This window comes from Mycobacterium sp. SMC-14 (genome assembly GCF_046250075.1).
Classification (GTDB): Bacteria; Actinomycetota; Actinomycetes; order Mycobacteriales; family Mycobacteriaceae; genus Mycobacterium.
On record NZ_CP176429.1, the window covers coordinates 4,650,723 to 4,665,999 of the forward strand.

Here is a 15,277-nt window from a genome sequence, read left to right on the forward strand (position 1 = left end):
TCACACGCCGCAGGAGGTCAACCGCGGCGGGGAGAACGACACCGACCCCACCCCTCCGACGATCATGCCGTTCTCGGCCAACGTCATCGCGGTCACGTACGAGCAGGTCTGGATCTCGGTCAGCCCGTTGAGGTACACCACGTCAAAGGTGTACGCGAAGTTGCGGACCAGCTGTCCAGCCGCCCACGGGTTGTCGACGACGAAACCCAGTGATGACCCGGACCGTGCGCCCAGTACCCGCGGGCCACTCTCTCCGATGTGTGGCTTGATCGAGAATGGCACCCCATCGCGCTTGGTGCCGTCCAGGCCGATGCTATTGATTCGGTAACCGGTAGCGGCTGGGGGCAGAAGCGGCCCCGACCGGATATTGGTACTGAACAAGATGGAGTAGTTGGTGCCGCCGACCACGGCGGTGGTGCTGAAACTCGTCGAGGTGAACTCTTCGGGCAGCTGCACGACGCAGTTCTCGATCACCTCGTTCGGATCGCCGCAATCCTGCGAGCCGGGTGGCACCGCCAGCGCCCGCGGCGCGGCGAGTGCAACACCAAGCGCCGGGACTGACCAGAGCGCGCCGCGCATGAAGATGCGCCGCGTAATCGACGGCGAGTCGGTCATGGCATCAACAGTACCGACCGAAGCGACTTTCGTTGTTCGGTCGATGATTCGATGCCCCGGTCCCGGTCTGCCGAACTCACCCGCCGCAGGAGGTCAGCCGCGGCGGGGAGAAGGCCACCGAACCGACCCCGCCGTCGACGGCTCCGTTGTTGGCCAGTTGCATCGTCGTCACGTAGGTACAGGTTTGAATCTCGGTGGATAAATTCAGGTAGGCCACGTTGTAGGTGTAGGCGAACGTGCGGACCAATTGCTTGGCATCCCAGGGCACATCCAGCACGAAACCGAGCGATGAGTCCATCGTCCGGATCCAAATTGCCCGCACACCGGTCTCCCCGATCGACGGCACCACCGAGAACGCGGAACCGTCGGGTTTGGTACCGGCGATGCTGAGGCTGTCGATGCGGTAGCCGGTGGCTTCCGCCGGCACCGGCGGCCCGGGCTGAATCCTGGTGGTGAACTGGATTGCGTAGTTGGTTCCACCGCCAATCGCCCTGGTGGTGGAGAAGCTGGTCCAGCTGAATTCCTCCGGCAGCTCCGCAGCGCAGTTGCCGACCAGCTCGTTCGGATCGCCGCACCCCGGCGATCCCACCGGCGCCGCCAGCGCACGCGGGGCGGCAAGCGCAGCGCCGAAGACCGGCACCGACCAGGCTGCACCGCGCAGGAAGACGCGCCGCGAGATCGCCGTCTTCGCACTGCCGGTCACGAGCCTCACAGTAAGCGATCAGAGCGCATTCGGTTGTTCGGCCAATAATTCGGTGCCATGCTCGCCGAATGGTCTGGGAGCGATTGTCCGCCACCGTCACCGGCCGCCGTTCCTGGCTCGTTGCCCTGGGTCCGCTCCTGATCGCCGTCGCGCTGATGGTGCTCAGCAACGACAACGCCGGCGCGACCCAATCTCCCGAGTCACTGCCGGCCAGCGCCGAATCGGCCCGCGCCGCCGCGGCACTGTCCACCTTCGCCGGAGGGGAGCAGGTGACCGCCCTGCTGGTCGCCACCCGCGCCGACGGCGCGCCGCTGACGACAGGCGACCTCGCGGCGGTGAATGCGGCTCGCGCCCGTATGACGCAGGTGCCGGACGTGCTCACCGGCCCGGCCCCACCGGTCCTGCTGTCCACCGACCAGCAGGCTGCCCTGGCGACGGTGCCGCTGAGTTCCGAGTTGTCCGGTTTCGCGCTCACCGATGCAGTCAAAGCCCTGCGCGCGGCCGCCAACGACCGCTCGCCAACGACACTGTCGACCCACATCACCGGCGGGCCGGCGTTCGGTGCCGACATCGCCGATGCCTTCACCGGCGCCAACGTCACCTTGTTGGCGGTCACCGCCCTGGTGGTCGCGCTGCTGTTGATCGTCACCTACCGCTCGCCGGTGCTGTGGCTGGTACCGCTGATGGTGATCGCGTTCGCCGACCGGGTGGCCACGGTGGTGGGGTCCGACGTCGCCCGCGCCGCCGGCGTGACCTTTGACGGCTCCACCGCAGGCATCACCAGTGTCCTGGTCTTCGGAGCCGGAACCAACTATGCGCTGCTGCTGATTTCGCGCTACCGCGAAGAACTGCGCACCGAACCCGCGCATCGCGCCGCCCTGCGGCGTGCGGTGGCCGCCGCCGCTCCGGCGATCCTGGCCAGCAACGCCACCGTGGTGCTGGCCCTGCTGACGTTGATCTTGGCGGTCACCCCAAGCACCCGCAGTCTCGGGATCTGCGCCAGCTGCGGGCTGGTCGTGGCCGCCGCGTTCGTATTGTTTGTCTTGCCTCCGCTACTGGCTTTGTTCGGCCGGAAGGTGTTCTGGCCGTTCATTCCCCGAGCCACGGACGAGGGCGGTACGCCGGCCGGCCCGTGGCATCGCGTCGCCCAAGCCGTCTCACGCCGCCCGGCCTTGGTGTGCACGGCAGCGATCACCGTCCTGGCGGTGTCCGCCACCGGCCTGCTGGGTGCCGGGATCGGGTTGTCGCAGACGGAGCAGTTCCGGTTACAGGCCGACTCAGTGATCGGCTTCGACACGCTGGCAGCGCACTTTCCCGACGGCGCGGCGAGTCCGACCATCGTGATCGGCCCCACCGCCCGGTCGCAGCAACTCAAACAGGCGATCACCGCCATCCCCGGCGTCGTCTCGGTGGTCCAGACCGGTACGTCCGAGACCGGCCGAACCATGTGGTCGGTGGTGCTCGACGCCGCCCCGGCAACAGAAGCGGCTTTCACAACCATTGCCGGACTTCGCGATTCGGTCAGCGCGGTGGACTCGCGGGCGTTGGTGGGTGGCGCCGATGCGCAGGCCCTCGATGTGCGCGACGGGGCGGTGCGTGACCGCGCGGTGCTGATTCCGTTGATCCTGCTGGTGGTGCTCACCGTGCTGTTCGTGCTGCTTCGGGCAGTTTTGGCCCCGCCGGTCCTGGTGGCGGCGACGGTGCTCAGCGCGGTCGCCGCACTCGGGCTGGGTTGCTGGGCCAGCCTGCACCTGTTCGGATTTCCCGCGCTGGACAACAGCACTCCGCTGTTCGCGTTCCTGTTCCTGGTCGCGCTGGGGGTGGACTACACCATCTTCCTGGTGACCCGCGCCCGTGAGGAGACCCCCGAACACGGCACCCGCGACGGCATGGTGCGTGCCGTGTCAGCCACCGGTGGAGTCATCACCAGTGCCGGCATCGTGCTGGCAGCGGTGTTCTGCGTACTCGGAGTGCTTCCGTTGATCGTGCTGACCCAGTTGGGCATCATCGTGGGCTTGGGAATCCTGTTGGACACGTTCGTCGTCCGCACCCTGGTGATTCCAGCGCTGTTCGCACTGATCGGCGATCGGGTCTGGTGGCCCACCCTGCCACGCTGACCCCTACAGGGCCGCCCAGATCGACTTGGTCTTCAGGTAACCGTCGATCCCCTCGTACCCGAACTCGTGGCCCATACCGGACTGCTTGTAGCCGCCGAACGGCACGTTGTGATCGAAGACCAGTTGGCAGTTCAAGGTCACGGTGCCGGCCTGCAGACGCTTGCCCAGGTTGTGGGCGCGAGCCAGGTTGGTGGTCCACGCCGTGGCCGCCAGGCCATAGCAGGTGTCGTTGGCCATCGCCACCGCTTCGTCATCGTCGTCGAACGGCAAGATGGTGACGACCGGTCCGAAGATCTCTTCTCGGTACAGCCGGCTGGTGGTCGGGTCGACATTGGTCAGGACGGTCGGCTTCACGAAGTAGCCCTTGCGATCCACCCGGTATCCGCCGGACACCACCTCGACACCGTCCTTGCGGCCCTGGTCGATGTAGCCCATGACGCGCTCGAGTTGCTTGGCGCTGACCAGCGGGCTGATCATGGCGCCCTCGTCCTTGGGACCACCGAGTACCAAGTTCTCGCCGATCATGGCGATGCCCGCGACGACACGCTCGTAGACGCTGCGCTGCACGAAGATCCGGGATCCGCAGACACAGCCCTGACCGGAGTGCACGAAGATGCCCATCGCGGCCATCATGATCGCCATGTCCAGGTCGGCGTCTTCGTAGATCAGCACCGGGGACTTGCCGCCCAGCTCCAGCGTCACCTTCTTCAGGTTGTCCGCGGAGTTGCGCATGATCTCCTTGCCGACCTCCGTCGAGCCGGTGAAGGCGACCTTCTCCACATCGGGGTGGCTGGTGATCGCCGCGCCGGCGGTGGCGCCGTAGCCGATGACGAAGTTGGTGACACCGTCGGGAACCCCGGCCTGCGCGATCAGCCGTTCCAACAGCACCGCCGACAGCGGCGTCTCCTCCGCCGGCTTGACGACGCTGCTGCAGCCGGCCGCCAGCGCCGGCGCGACCTTGGCGCAGGCGTTGAACAGCGGACCGTTCCAGGGATAGATCAGGCCCACCACGCCGTAGGGTTCCTTCACGGTGTAGGCGTGCATGTTGGCGTAGGTGCTGTTGACCCCGCCTTCCATCTGCACCTGGTAGCTGCTGCCGTTGAGCTTGGTACACCAACCCGCGTAATACCGGTAGAACTCCGCGCAGGTGGACACGATCATCGCGGCCTGGGCCGGGGGCATGCCGGCGTCCAGGGACTCCAGCTCGGCGAACTGCGCTGCGTGCTCGTCGATCAGATCGGCGAGCCGCCACAGCACCTTGGCCCGCTGCCGCGCCGGCAGGTCCGTCCACACGCCGGATTGGTAGGCGGCCTTGGCCCGGGCGACAGCGTCGTCGACGGCTTCGGGGCCGGCGTCGCGGAACTCGGTGATCTGCTCTTCGGTGGCCGGGTCGATGACCGGGATGACTTCACCGGTACCGGGCCGCTTCGCAAGATCATCGATTACCGACTGCACTGTCATTGACGGGTCCTTTGGTCGCGGCGGCAGATGCTGTGCACCTGCTTAGCATTGCGGACACGGCGTGGTCAACAGCGGGCGTTGCGAGCTCAGCCGAATTCGGGATCCTCGTCCCGGGTCCGCTTGAGTTCGAAGAAGTGCGGATAGGACGAGAGTGCGACGACGCCGTCCCACACCCGCCCGGCGTCCTCGCCACGTGGAATGCGTGAGAGCACCGGACCGAAGAACGCGACCCCGTTGACGTGGATGGTCGGGGTGCCGACGTCGGGACCCACCTTGTCCATGCCCGCGTGGTGGCTTTTGCGCAACGCCGCGTCGTAGTCGGTGGACGTCGCCGCGTCCGCGAGATCGACGTCGGCCCCCGCTTCGGTCAGCGCCTCGACAACAATCTCGGCCATATCCGTGCGGCCTTCGTTGTGAATCCGCGTGCCCATCGCCGTGTACAGCGGCAGCAGGATCGCGTCGCCGTGCCGTTGCGCGGCGGCTATCAGCACCCGCACCGGCCCCCAGCCCCGGGTCAGCAGCTCCACGTACCGCTGAGGGAGGCCCTCTCGGCCCTCGTTCAGCACCGCAAGGCTCATGACATGGAACCGGCATTCGATGTCGCGCACCTTCGCCACCTCGAGGATCCAGCGAGAGGTGATCCAGCACCAGGGGCAGAGCGGGTCGAACCAGAAGTCCGCTCGGTCTTTTCTCACTGCTGCGGTCGCAGTATCGGTCACAGCGCCTCCTTGATCGTCGGGATCGAGCAATTTTGGGCGGCTCCGCCCATTTCCCGATTAGACGCCTGAGGACACTGGGCTGTCAAGCCCAATTTCTATCGGCTATTTGGCGAAGGTCTGCACGTGGTCGATTGCCGCATGTAGCGCGTTCTTCAACGGACCGACGTCCCGCTTGACCTGGGTAAGCAGCATCCCGCCCTGAAATGCCGACAGCAGCAGATCGGCCAGTTGCGTAGGGTCCGCCTCGGCGCCGATTCGACCGAGGTCCTGCATGCGCTGGATTCCATCGCGAAAGATGTCGCGCCACTGATCAAAGGCCCCAGCGAGCGCATCGTGAACGTCGAGGTCGGTCTTGATGATCTCACTGGCGAGGGAGCCGAGGGTGCAGCCGTCCCGGTAGGCGCTCTCGTCATTGACGTAGGAATCCACCCAGTCCCGAAGCGCTTCGAAGGTGTCGAAGCCGGCGAATCGTTCCGCCCGATAGGCCGACAGAATGCGTTCGGCCTGCCACTCGATCACCGCCAGGACGAGGCTTTCCTTGGTCGGGAAATAGTGGTTGAGCTGCGACCCGCCAACACCGGCGACCCGACGGAGTTGCTCATTGTTCGTGGCGGCGACGCCATTGGCGTAGATGAGCCCGGCGGCGTGCTCGAGGATCCGCGCCCGCGTCGCCTGCCCTTTTTCGGTGAGCTTCCGGGGCTCCTCGGCAGCTGCTGAGACCTTCATGCGCCAAACAATACCGGAATTGGGCTTGACAGCCCACTCTCGAATCCTGTCTACTCCAGAAGTGGGCTAACTAGCCCAAAATTTGATACCGCGCCCCGCCCACCGGGGCTCACTCCCACCTACTGGAGGTTGATCCGCCATGTCACGTTTGACCACTCCCGCTCCCGAAGTGCTGCCCGCTGGAGCACAGACCGTCTTGGACAACGTCGGGAATCAGTTCGGCTTCGTCCCTGGAATGTTCGCGATGCTCGCGTCGAATCCGACCGTCCTCGACGTCGTCATGACGCTGCAAACCGCCTTGAGCCGAGTTCTGGACGCGAAGACGCGCCACACCATTGCGCTCGCGGTGTCCGAGGCGAACGGATGCGACTACTGCCTGGCGATTCATTCGTATGTCTCGTCCGAGCTCGGCGGGATGTCTAGCGACGACATCGAGCTGGCTCGAGCAGGAAGCTCGACCGACCCCAAGCGCGCTGCCGTCGCTCGCTTCGCTGCGCGGTTGATCGAGACCCGCGGCAAGGTCAGCGACGCCGAACTGGCAGCGGTGCGGGGCGCCGGGTACGGCGACCCGCAGATCTTGGCGATCGTCACGGTCGCCGTGCAGGCCCTGTTGACCAACTACATCAACAACGTCAACCAGACCGTGGTCGACATTCCGTCGGCCAGTCCGGCCGCCACCCCCCGTTGAAACCCATAACCCATTGCAGAGAAAGCGAACTGACATGAACCTCGATGCACTGATGAGCAAGCACCTCACGAGAGCCTTTGACTCCAGCAGAACCATCCCCTCGGACTCCCTGCAACAGCTACTCAGATTCCTGCGCTCGACGCCTTCGTCGGTGAACGTGCAAGCCAGCCGCTTCTATGTGCTCGCAACGCCGGAAGGCAAAGCGCGGCTCGCGAACAATCTCGGTGAACGGTTCCAAGACAACGGCGACAAGATTCTCAATGCGTCGCACACCATCATCTTCACCACCCGGACGGACCTGCCAGACAGCCACCTCGAGCAGGTGTTCGGCAAAGAGAAGGCCGACGGGCGGTTCCCAGACCCGGAAAAGCAGGCGCATTGGGAATCGATGGCCCGCGACTTCCTGCACCTACGCGCCAACGGTTACCGGGATCTTGGCCACTGGATGGAGAAGCAGACCTATCTGGCCCTCGGCATGACCATGATGGCCGCCGCCGAGCTCGGGTTCGATGCCACGCCGCTCGAGGGATTCGACCCCGCCAGCGTCGACAAGGCCTTCAAGATCCGGGAGCGCGGATACACCACGACGGTGCTGCTGGCCCTGGGCTACCCCGACCCCGCGAAGACGTACGGCAATCCGATTTCGCGCATCGAGGCCGAACAGCTCTTCACCTTCTCCTGAAGACCACCACTCGTCATCCGAAAAACCAACGAAAGGCCTCCACCATGTCCATCGAATCCAACACGTATGTGACGTCCGCCCTCAACGCAACGCCAGTGGTACGAGCAACGGGAAACAACATTGCCCGTTACGGTTTGGCGCTCGTGATCGGATGGATCGGCGTTCTCAAGTTCCACTCCTACGAAGCGAACAACATCGCGCCCCTGGTAGCCAACAGCCCGTTTATGGGTTGGTTCTATGGCATTTTCAGCGTGGAGACGTTCTCGTCTGTTCTTGGCGTCGTAGAGCTGGTCACCGCATTGCTGCTGGCGGTAAGACCGTGGTATCCGAAATTGTCGCTGCTGGGAAGCGTGTTGGCTATCACGCTTTTCCTCAGCACCCTGTCGTTCATGGTGACGACGCCGGGTGTAGCGGAAGCGTCCGCCGGCGGATTCCCCCTGTTGTCGATGACCGGCCAGTTTCTGGTCAAAGACGTTGCGCTGCTGGCAGTGTCGCTTCTGACACTGGCCGACACCATGGAGGCAATCGCTCGTCGCGCAGCCTCGACGAACCGATGAGATGACCAAGGAGGACGGGAACGAATCGATCCGCCTGCCGCAAGCTCGCTCGGTCCATGGCGATTGTGCGGCAGGCGGATCGATTACCGTTCCGGCTATGAATCGGCGTCGCACCCTGGCACGGAGGTTCTGATGCGCACCCGCGGTTGGGGCGGGAATGTGCCCGCCAGTGACGAAGAGGCGGTGGCACGGATTCTGCAAGCCACCCGCCAGACCATCGACGAACGCGGCGAGCAGACCAGCATCGCCGACGTCGCACGCACGCTCGGCGTCACCCGGCAGACGGTCTACCGCTATTTCCCCAGCACCGAGGAGCTGCTGGCGGCAACCGCCGTCGACGGTGCCGGCACCTTTCTGGACCAGCTCGCCCAAGCCCTGGCCGGAATGACCGATCCCGGCGAAGCGGTCGCCGAGGGCGTTGCACTCACCCTGGAGCGCCTCCCGGTCGACCCCTATCTCGGTCTGCTGCTGCGCACCCAACAGGCCAGCGCCTTCGCCGTGACCGTCACCACCGACACCGGCCGAAGCTTCGGGCACTCCCTGCTCGAACGTCTCGACGTCGACTGGACCGGCTTCGACGATCAGGGCATCGACGACATCATCGAGATGGTGCTGCGCACGCTGCAGTCGTTCATCCTGGCGCCGCTGCCCGCGCCGGGCGAGGAACTACGGCGCCTGCTGCGCCGGTGGATCGCCCCGGCGGTGAGCGCGGCGCGCAGCGCTACGCCGAATCGCGCGTCAGCGAGTACGTGACGCCGGTGAGCGCTTCGGCGACAGTCCACAGCCGCCGCTGGGCGTCGGCATCACCGGCTCGTCCGGCGGCTCGCACCAACACCGGCGGGCCGATCTGTTCGAAACGCCCGCCCGGGCCGTAGAACTGACCGCCGGTGGCGGCCGGGTCGGTCGCTGCCCGCAACATCGGCAGGGCCCCCTCCGCGGGACCCTGGGTGAACCACCCCGTCACATAGCGAGACCGGCTGTTGAACACCCAGCGCACCGCCCTGGACTGCTCGCGCAGGATCGAGGTGCGGGTGCCACCGGGGTGTGCCGCCAGCGCGATCGCCGGGCTGCCGACCGATTCCAGCCGCCGTTGCAGTTCGTAGGTGGCCATCAATTGGGCAAGCTTGGACTGGGTGTAGGCCCTCGCCGGAGTGAACGAGGTCGTCGATTGCAGATCGTCGAACGCGATCCGGCCACTGCGGTGGGTCTTGCTGCTCACCGCGATGATCCGTCCCGCCGGGGAGGCGAGCACGCGATCCAGCAGCAGCCCCGTGAGCGCAAACGGCCCAAGGAAGTTCGTGCCGAAATCCCCCTCGAAGCCATCGACCGTCAACTTCCGGGTCTGGTGCATGACACCGGCGTTGTTGACCACGATGTCGATCACCGGATAGCCGGCGCGCAGCTCGTCCGCGCAAGCCCGCACCGATGCCAGGTCACTGACGTCCAGGCGAACCACGTCGACGCGTGCGGCCGGGGCCGACCGGAGAATGTCTTGCCGGGCCGCGGCAGCGGCGTCGGTATTGCGGCAGGCCAGCACGACCGTGGCGCCCAGGATCGCCAGTCCCCGCGCGACTTCGAGGCCGACCCCGGTGTTCGCGCCGGTGACGACGGCTACCCGGCCGGCCTGCGGAGCACCCTGCTCCGGTGACCATCCGGATGCGCTCATCTACCCGCGGCCCGCGGTCGCGAAACGCTGGTCGGTGTAGCGGCGCAGGTTGGCCAGGAAGCGGCGAAAACCCAGATTCATCAGCGGCCCGCTGATCGGCGAGAACCACGCTGCCGGGCCGGTCAACCGATTGGCCAGGGTCCAGGTGAGCCGGCAGCCCGTCGGGGTGGGCTCGATGAGGTAATCCTCGACAAACACCGCCAGCGCCGAAGTCGAGCTCGCGTTGAAGCGAAATGCCATGTGTCGTGCCGGCTCCCAGGCCAGGAACTCCTCATCGCCGACGATGCCTCCTCGCATGTCGACGACGCGGGTGGTACCGATGCCGTGCGGCTCGGGACTGGTCCAGGTCACGTTGGTGATGACACTGGCCCAATGCGGCCAAGCTTCGGCGTCGGCCAGCACCTCCCAGATCTCGTCCGGCGTCACGGCCAGATCGACGCTGTTGCGAAACCGCTGCGGCGCGCGCTCGAGGAAATCGAGGCCGACCTGCTCACACGGGTGCATCCGAGACAACTGCTGGTTCCTTTCGGTGGTGGCTTGCTAGCGCGCTCCGCGCACCAGACGCCCCGGCCGCGCGCCGGTGTCGACTCCGTTGCGCCGGGTGACGGTACCGCTGACGATCGTCGCAACATACCCGCTCGCCCCCTGCAGCAGGCGGCGCCCGCCGGCCGGCAGGTCATAGGCCATCCGAGCCGGGAGCAGGGTCAGCGCATCCATGTCGATCACGTTGATGTCCGCCTTCTTGCCGACCTCGATGACCCCGCGATCGCCCAGGCCGAACAGCTGCGCGGTGTCGCGGCACTGTTTGCGCACCACATACTCCAGTGGCAGCTTGTCACCACGGTGCCGATCGCGCGCCCAATGCGTCAGCAGGTAGGTGGGATAGGAGGCGTCGCAGATCATTCCGCAGTGTGCGCCGCCGTCGGAGAGTCCCAGTACACCGGCCGGGTGGGTGAGCATCTCGCGGATCGCGTCATGGTTGCCGTCGGCGTAGTTGAAGAACGGCAGCATCAGCATGGCGCCGGCGTCGGCCTCCAACATCAGGTCATAGAGCGTTGCGAGCGGATCTTCTCCGCGCGCCGCGGCGATCGCCGCGACCGCACGGTCCGGGGTCGGCTCGTAGTCCGGTGGGTCGCCCAGGTCATAGATGCGGTGCAGGGAATGCTGGACCAGCGCGAACATCGCATCGAACTGCACAGACGAGTCCACCGGCAGATCGTCTTCGGACAGGATCGCCGCCTTGACCGCCGGTTCGGCGAGCCGCCTACCCAGTTCGGCGCGGCTGCTTTCGGCCTTGAGCCGGCGGTAGGTCGGCCGGTGGGTGAACGCGTGATGCCCGGGGAAGCCCAGCAGCATGCCGAACGGTCGCGCGGCGATCTGCGGATAGAGCGCGCTGCCGGCCTGATGCGCGGCCGCGGAGATGTCCAGCTGTTCGCGCCACAGATTCGGGTCGGCATCGACCTGAATCAATGCGAACGACACAGGCCGGTCGATCTCGGCGCCCAGGCGCTGCATCCATTCGAGCTCTTTCTTCGGCGCAACGATGTCCTCACCGGCCGCCCCCTGCGGCGCCAGTTCGAAGACCGCCTGTCCGCCGGCCGCCATGGCCCGGCCCAGTCCGAACAGTTCGTCTTCGGCGGCGAAGGTTCCTGGCACCGGCTCGCCGTCCATGGCCCGGTGCGCCAGGGTGCGTGACGTCGAGAATCCCAGCGCCCCAGCCTCAATGGCTTCCTGCACCAGCCGGCTCATTGCCGCGATGTCGTCGGGGGTGGCCGGCTCGTTGCGGGCGCCGCGATCTCCCATGGCGTAGGCGCGGATCGCGCCATGCGCGACCTGACTGCCTACGTCGACGGCGAGACTCTGGCTCTCGAGCTTGTCGAGGTACTCGGGGTAGCTCTCCCACCCCCAGGTAATGCCTTCGGTCAGGGCGGTGCCGGGGATGTCTTCGACGCCCTCCATCAGTTTGATCAGCCACTCCTCGCGGCCCGGCCGAACCGGGGCGAAGCCGACCCCGCAGTTGCCGGTCACCACCGTGGTCACACCGTGACCACTGGAGGGCTCCAGCAGACTGTCCCAGCTGACCTGCCCGTCGTAGTGGGTATGGATGTCGACGAACCCGGGTGCGACGACCTTGCCGGTGGCGTCGATCGTTTCGGCCGCTGCACCTGTCAGCCCCGGATCATCGGTTCCGGTGCGACGCTGGACGGCCACGATCCGTCCGTCCCGGACGCCGACGTCGGCGAGATAGCGCTGCTCGCCCGTCCCGTCGACGACGGTGCCACCAGTGATCGTGAGGTCGTACACGGCCGTCTCCTTCAATAGTGGTGCCGGGCACACCCAAGAACGGTGTTGATCAATTTGTACACATCTCGATAATGTGTGCAAGTGCCCGGTGAGAAATCGTCGAAACCGCTCCCCCCGCCGCTGCTCCTGGCCGCCACCGAAACCCTGCGCCATCTCGGGCCCCGGCGCTTCAGCCTCACCGCGGTCGCCGAAACGGCAGGCGTGTCACGCGGCACCGTGCACAACGCTTTTGGAACCCGCGATGACGCCATCGCCGCGGCACTGGACCATCTGTCCGCGGCGTTCATCGAGACCATGGCCGCCGAGGTCAATGAGCTGGACACCTTGGCCGAGCAGGTTGCGGCCGCAGCGGTACTGATTTCCGCGCATCGCCGCAGATCGGCGGCCGAGCCGCGCACCATCAATCAGAGCGTGTTGGTCCTGCTGCTCGAACACGGCGGCGACGACCTGATGCACCGCTCCGTGGCGCTGTGGATGCCGCTGGTCCGCGCCGCGCAACGCCGCGGCGAAGTCGACGAGAACCTCGACGCGGGCCGTGCCGGCGAATGGATCGTGCGGATGCTGTTCAGCTTCGAGCTGCTCCCGCCCATGCGGGTAAACCTCGACAATCCCCGCGCCGTGCGCCGCTTCGTCAGCGACCACATCATCGACGGACTGACCGGAGGCCACCGTGACTCACCCTGAACCGTTCCCGCTGCGCGTCCCCGATGCCGAGCTCGATGACCTGCGCCGCCGGCTCGTCAACTCGCGCTGGCCGGCGGAGATCGATGGCGCGGCCTGGGATTACGGCACCGACCAAAGCTTCCTCCGGTCCGTGGTGGAGCACTGGCTGCACAACTACGACTGGCGACGCGTCGAGTCCGAGGTCAACGCGCTCGGCTCGTTCGTCACCGAGGCCGCCGGGCTGCGCGTGCACTTCCTGCATGTCCGGTCATCCGAGCCCGGCGCCATCCCCCTGCTGGTCACCCACGGCTGGCCCGGCTCGATTGTGGAGTTCCTCGACGCAGTGCCGCTGCTACGGAAGCGATTCCACGTCGTGGTCATCTCGATGCCCGGATACGGGTTCTCCGGGCCCACCCGTCGGACCGGTGTCGACGTCGCGGCCGTGGCGGCTGCCGCAGATGACGTGATGGGGCAGCTGGGCTATCACCGCTATGTCGCCCAGGGCGGCGACTGGGGGGCACTGGTCACCCGCCACCTCGGCGAACACTACGCGGGGCGCGTCGCGGCCATCCACACCAACATGTGCTTCGCTCCGCCCGATCATGACAACCCCGAACTGATGGCCGCGGTGACACCGGCCGAGCAGGCGGCGATCATCGACTCGGTACAGCGCACCACCGACGGCACCGCATACCTGAATCAGCAGGCCACCCGCCCCCATTCGCTGGGCTTCGGCCTCGACGATTCACCGGTGGGCCTGGCCGGCTGGATTCTGGAGAAGTTCCACGCCTGGTGCGACATTCGAGAGGGCATGCCGATCAGCACCGATCGGCTCATCGACAACCTGATGTTCTACTGGCTGACGGTGACCGGGACGTCGTCAGCTCGGTTGTACTGCGAGTCCGCCCGCGCCGGTAACGGCGCGCTCAGCTCGTGGCAGGGACGCGTCGCCGTGCCGACCGGCTACGCGGTCTACCCGTATGAGCTGCTGCAGACGCCGCGGGCGTGGGCCGCCAACCGCTACAACCTCGTTCACTACAGCGTCGCAGACCGCGGCGGGCACTTCGCCGCCTTCGAACAGCCCGCGATCTTCGCCGCTGACCTGGCGGCCTTCGCCGACGTGCTGCTGCAGCAGGCGGTGTTCTAGAGCGCGTGACTCTTCAGCTCAGCGCGATACCCAGTTCCTCAGCGAAGACCCGGATCATGTGCTGGACGCCGATTTCGTTGCGGCCGATGATCATATGGTCATGTTGGCCTTGCCGGACCCCCTCGCCGCATTGCGGCAGCATGGCGAAGTCCTCATCGCGCACTGCCTCGTGGACCGCGGCGAAGATCATGTCGTAACCGGAGCGCGTGGCGTCGTCGACGGCCGGCATCCGGGCCAGCCAGCTGTGCCGAACCGTGCAGCGAGTCGGGGAACCGGCGGGCAGGATGTCGATGACCTCCACACCCACCGAGCTGTTCGCCAAGATGATGTTCGGGTAGATCCAGTAGATCAGCCCCATGTTGTCGCGCACGTCCCACGAGGCGTTCGCGTCGCTTTCCAGGTTCGTGATCCAGTTGAACGGGAAGCCCATTCGGTGATGCCTGCCGAAGCGGTCGTGGATCGACGTGTTCGCCAGCGTGTTCTGGCCGATGAGACTCTCGCCGTGCACGAACGGAAAGTGGTAGCTCTCGGCGAACGCCTCCAAGGCGCCCTTCCACGAGACCTCGGACTCGAATTCGCGGAGGTCGTGGTAGCCGAATGAGGTGTAGTCCACCGCTTCCAGGTCCGGGCCGACGTCACCGAGATGCGCCTCGACATCGATGTCGGCACCGACCGTCAGAACTGCCCAGATGAATCCGTGACTCTCAGTGTTGGGCAATTCGACCAGCCCATAGTCTTCCTTAGCCATACCGGTGAATCCGGTGCTGCCGGGCACGGTCAGCAGCTTTCCGTCGTTGCGGTAGGTCCATGCGTGATACGGGCAGGTGAACCGCGCCGCACTGCCCTCCCCGCAGGCCGGCTTCGCGCCGCGATGGCGGCAGTAGTTGAGGAAGACGTGGCTGCGGCCGTCCTTGTCCCGAGTGACCAGGAGCGAATCCCCCAGCACCGACCGCACGACGTAGTCGTTGGGCGCCGGTACCTGCACGCTCGGCACGATCGCCAGCGGAGTGCGCCGCAGGATCTGGGACTCCTCGATCTCGGTGACCTTTGCGTCCCGGTAGTAGTGCAGCGGTACGCGCAGCACGTCGTCTGCCATCTCGGTGGTTTTGTCGAGCACCAACCGCAGTGCCCGCCGGGTGAGTTCGGTGTCCAGTGCACCGGTGCGCTCTTGCGGAGGGATCGTCACCAGAAGCTCCTTTCGGCATCGCCGCCCTGACCATACACATAAT

16 protein-coding genes are annotated in these 15,277 nt (G+C 66.1%); 7 read left to right on the forward strand and 9 right to left on the reverse strand.

All coding sequences use genetic code 11. From position 1 onward, the window contains the following. The gene (locus ACKY0W_RS21570) at positions 1-615 is read right to left on the reverse strand and encodes a hypothetical protein (RefSeq protein ID WP_409435747.1); all 615 of its coding nucleotides are present in this window, start codon (positions 613-615) and stop codon (positions 1-3) included. Positions 616-691: 76 nt separating this feature from the next. Continuing rightward, complete coding sequence (locus ACKY0W_RS21575) at positions 692-1,318, reverse strand: hypothetical protein (protein ID WP_409435748.1); 627 nt, start codon at positions 1,316-1,318, stop codon at positions 692-694. A 68-nt stretch (positions 1,319-1,386) separates the two neighbouring features. Here ACKY0W_RS21575 and ACKY0W_RS21580 point away from each other — a divergent pair, with 68 nt between their 5' ends. Continuing rightward, positions 1,387-3,435 (forward strand): MMPL family transporter, encoded by a 2,049-nt coding sequence (locus ACKY0W_RS21580; protein ID WP_409435749.1) that lies wholly within the window; start codon positions 1,387-1,389, stop codon positions 3,433-3,435. A gap of 3 nt (positions 3,436-3,438) precedes the next feature. Here ACKY0W_RS21580 and ACKY0W_RS21585 read toward each other — a convergent pair whose 3' ends face one another. From ACKY0W_RS21585 to ACKY0W_RS21595, 3 genes are all read right to left on the reverse strand, one after another. Continuing rightward, entirely contained in the window at positions 3,439-4,896 is a 1,458-nt protein-coding gene (locus tag ACKY0W_RS21585) for an aldehyde dehydrogenase family protein (RefSeq protein ID WP_409435750.1), read from the reverse strand. A gap of 86 nt (positions 4,897-4,982) precedes the next feature. Beyond that, on the reverse strand, positions 4,983-5,615 hold the full coding sequence (locus ACKY0W_RS21590) for a DsbA family protein (RefSeq protein WP_409435751.1): 633 nt from the start codon (positions 5,613-5,615) through the stop codon (positions 4,983-4,985). A gap of 102 nt (positions 5,616-5,717) precedes the next feature. After that, positions 5,718-6,341 (reverse strand): TetR/AcrR family transcriptional regulator, encoded by a 624-nt coding sequence (locus ACKY0W_RS21595; protein WP_409435752.1) that lies wholly within the window; start codon positions 6,339-6,341, stop codon positions 5,718-5,720. 139 nt (positions 6,342-6,480) lie between these two features. Here ACKY0W_RS21595 and ACKY0W_RS21600 point away from each other — a divergent pair, with 139 nt between their 5' ends. The 4 genes from ACKY0W_RS21600 (at position 6,481) to ACKY0W_RS21615 (ending at position 9,021) form a co-directional block, all read left to right on the forward strand. Beyond that, the gene (locus ACKY0W_RS21600; RefSeq protein ID WP_409435753.1) at positions 6,481-7,029 is read left to right on the forward strand and encodes a carboxymuconolactone decarboxylase family protein; all 549 of its coding nucleotides are present in this window, start codon (positions 6,481-6,483) and stop codon (positions 7,027-7,029) included. 34 nt (positions 7,030-7,063) lie between these two features. After that, entirely contained in the window at positions 7,064-7,711 is a 648-nt protein-coding gene (locus tag ACKY0W_RS21605) for a nitroreductase family protein (RefSeq protein WP_409435754.1), read from the forward strand. A 44-nt stretch (positions 7,712-7,755) separates the two neighbouring features. Continuing rightward, positions 7,756-8,268, forward strand: a complete 513-nt coding sequence (locus ACKY0W_RS21610; protein ID WP_409435755.1) for a YkgB family protein — start codon at positions 7,756-7,758, stop codon at positions 8,266-8,268. Positions 8,269-8,400: 132 nt separating this feature from the next. Further along, positions 8,401-9,021 (forward strand): TetR/AcrR family transcriptional regulator, encoded by a 621-nt coding sequence (locus ACKY0W_RS21615; protein ID WP_409435756.1) that lies wholly within the window; start codon positions 8,401-8,403, stop codon positions 9,019-9,021. On the opposite strand, the gene ACKY0W_RS21620 is transcribed toward ACKY0W_RS21615, so the two are convergent. The 3 genes from ACKY0W_RS21620 to ACKY0W_RS21630 are packed head-to-tail and all read right to left on the reverse strand — an operon-like array spanning position 8,990 to position 12,238. Next, positions 8,990-9,934: an oxidoreductase gene (locus ACKY0W_RS21620; protein WP_409435757.1), complete on the reverse strand. Its 945-nt coding sequence runs from the start codon at positions 9,932-9,934 to the stop codon at positions 8,990-8,992. The genes ACKY0W_RS21615 and ACKY0W_RS21620 overlap by 32 nt on opposite strands. Further along, positions 9,935-10,438 carry an SRPBCC family protein gene (locus tag ACKY0W_RS21625; protein ID WP_409437885.1) on the reverse strand — a complete coding sequence of 168 codons (504 nt, stop codon included), beginning with the start codon at positions 10,436-10,438 and terminating at the stop codon, positions 9,935-9,937. A 36-nt stretch (positions 10,439-10,474) separates the two neighbouring features. Beyond that, on the reverse strand, positions 10,475-12,238 hold the full coding sequence (locus ACKY0W_RS21630) for an N-acyl-D-amino-acid deacylase family protein (protein ID WP_409435758.1): 1,764 nt from the start codon (positions 12,236-12,238) through the stop codon (positions 10,475-10,477). Between the two features lie 81 nt (positions 12,239-12,319). On the opposite strand from ACKY0W_RS21630, the gene ACKY0W_RS21635 reads away from it, so the two are divergent. Both ACKY0W_RS21635 and ACKY0W_RS21640 read left to right on the forward strand, forming a co-directional pair. Continuing rightward, entirely contained in the window at positions 12,320-12,922 is a 603-nt protein-coding gene (locus tag ACKY0W_RS21635; protein ID WP_409435759.1) for a TetR/AcrR family transcriptional regulator, read from the forward strand. Then, positions 12,909-14,048 (forward strand): epoxide hydrolase family protein, encoded by a 1,140-nt coding sequence (locus ACKY0W_RS21640; RefSeq protein WP_409435760.1) that lies wholly within the window; start codon positions 12,909-12,911, stop codon positions 14,046-14,048. The genes ACKY0W_RS21635 and ACKY0W_RS21640 overlap by 14 nt, the downstream gene beginning before the upstream one ends. 13 nt (positions 14,049-14,061) lie before the next feature. On the opposite strand, the gene ACKY0W_RS21645 is transcribed toward ACKY0W_RS21640, so the two are convergent. Further along, positions 14,062-15,234: an aromatic ring-hydroxylating oxygenase subunit alpha gene (locus tag ACKY0W_RS21645; RefSeq protein ID WP_409435761.1), complete on the reverse strand. Its 1,173-nt coding sequence runs from the start codon at positions 15,232-15,234 to the stop codon at positions 14,062-14,064. Positions 15,235-15,277 lie beyond the last annotated feature (43 nt).

Coding starts and splice junctions, on each gene's coding strand:
- ACKY0W_RS21620 (WP_409435757.1), bottom strand. CDS start 9,934: ATGAGCGCATCCGGATGGTCACCGGAGCAGGGTGCTCCGCAGGCCGGC.
- ACKY0W_RS21610 (WP_409435755.1), top strand. CDS start 7,756: ATGTCCATCGAATCCAACACGTATGTGACGTCCGCCCTCAACGCAACG.
- ACKY0W_RS21585 (WP_409435750.1), bottom strand. CDS start 4,896: ATGACAGTGCAGTCGGTAATCGATGATCTTGCGAAGCGGCCCGGTACC.
- ACKY0W_RS21605 (WP_409435754.1), top strand. CDS start 7,064: ATGAACCTCGATGCACTGATGAGCAAGCACCTCACGAGAGCCTTTGAC.
- ACKY0W_RS21615 (WP_409435756.1), top strand. CDS start 8,401: ATGCGCACCCGCGGTTGGGGCGGGAATGTGCCCGCCAGTGACGAAGAG.
- ACKY0W_RS21580 (WP_409435749.1), top strand. CDS start 1,387: ATGGTCTGGGAGCGATTGTCCGCCACCGTCACCGGCCGCCGTTCCTGG.
- ACKY0W_RS21570 (WP_409435747.1), bottom strand. CDS start 615: ATGACCGACTCGCCGTCGATTACGCGGCGCATCTTCATGCGCGGCGCG.
- ACKY0W_RS21595 (WP_409435752.1), bottom strand. CDS start 6,341: ATGAAGGTCTCAGCAGCTGCCGAGGAGCCCCGGAAGCTCACCGAAAAA.
- ACKY0W_RS21600 (WP_409435753.1), top strand. CDS start 6,481: ATGTCACGTTTGACCACTCCCGCTCCCGAAGTGCTGCCCGCTGGAGCA.
- ACKY0W_RS21625 (WP_409437885.1), bottom strand. CDS start 10,438: ATGCACCCGTGTGAGCAGGTCGGCCTCGATTTCCTCGAGCGCGCGCCG.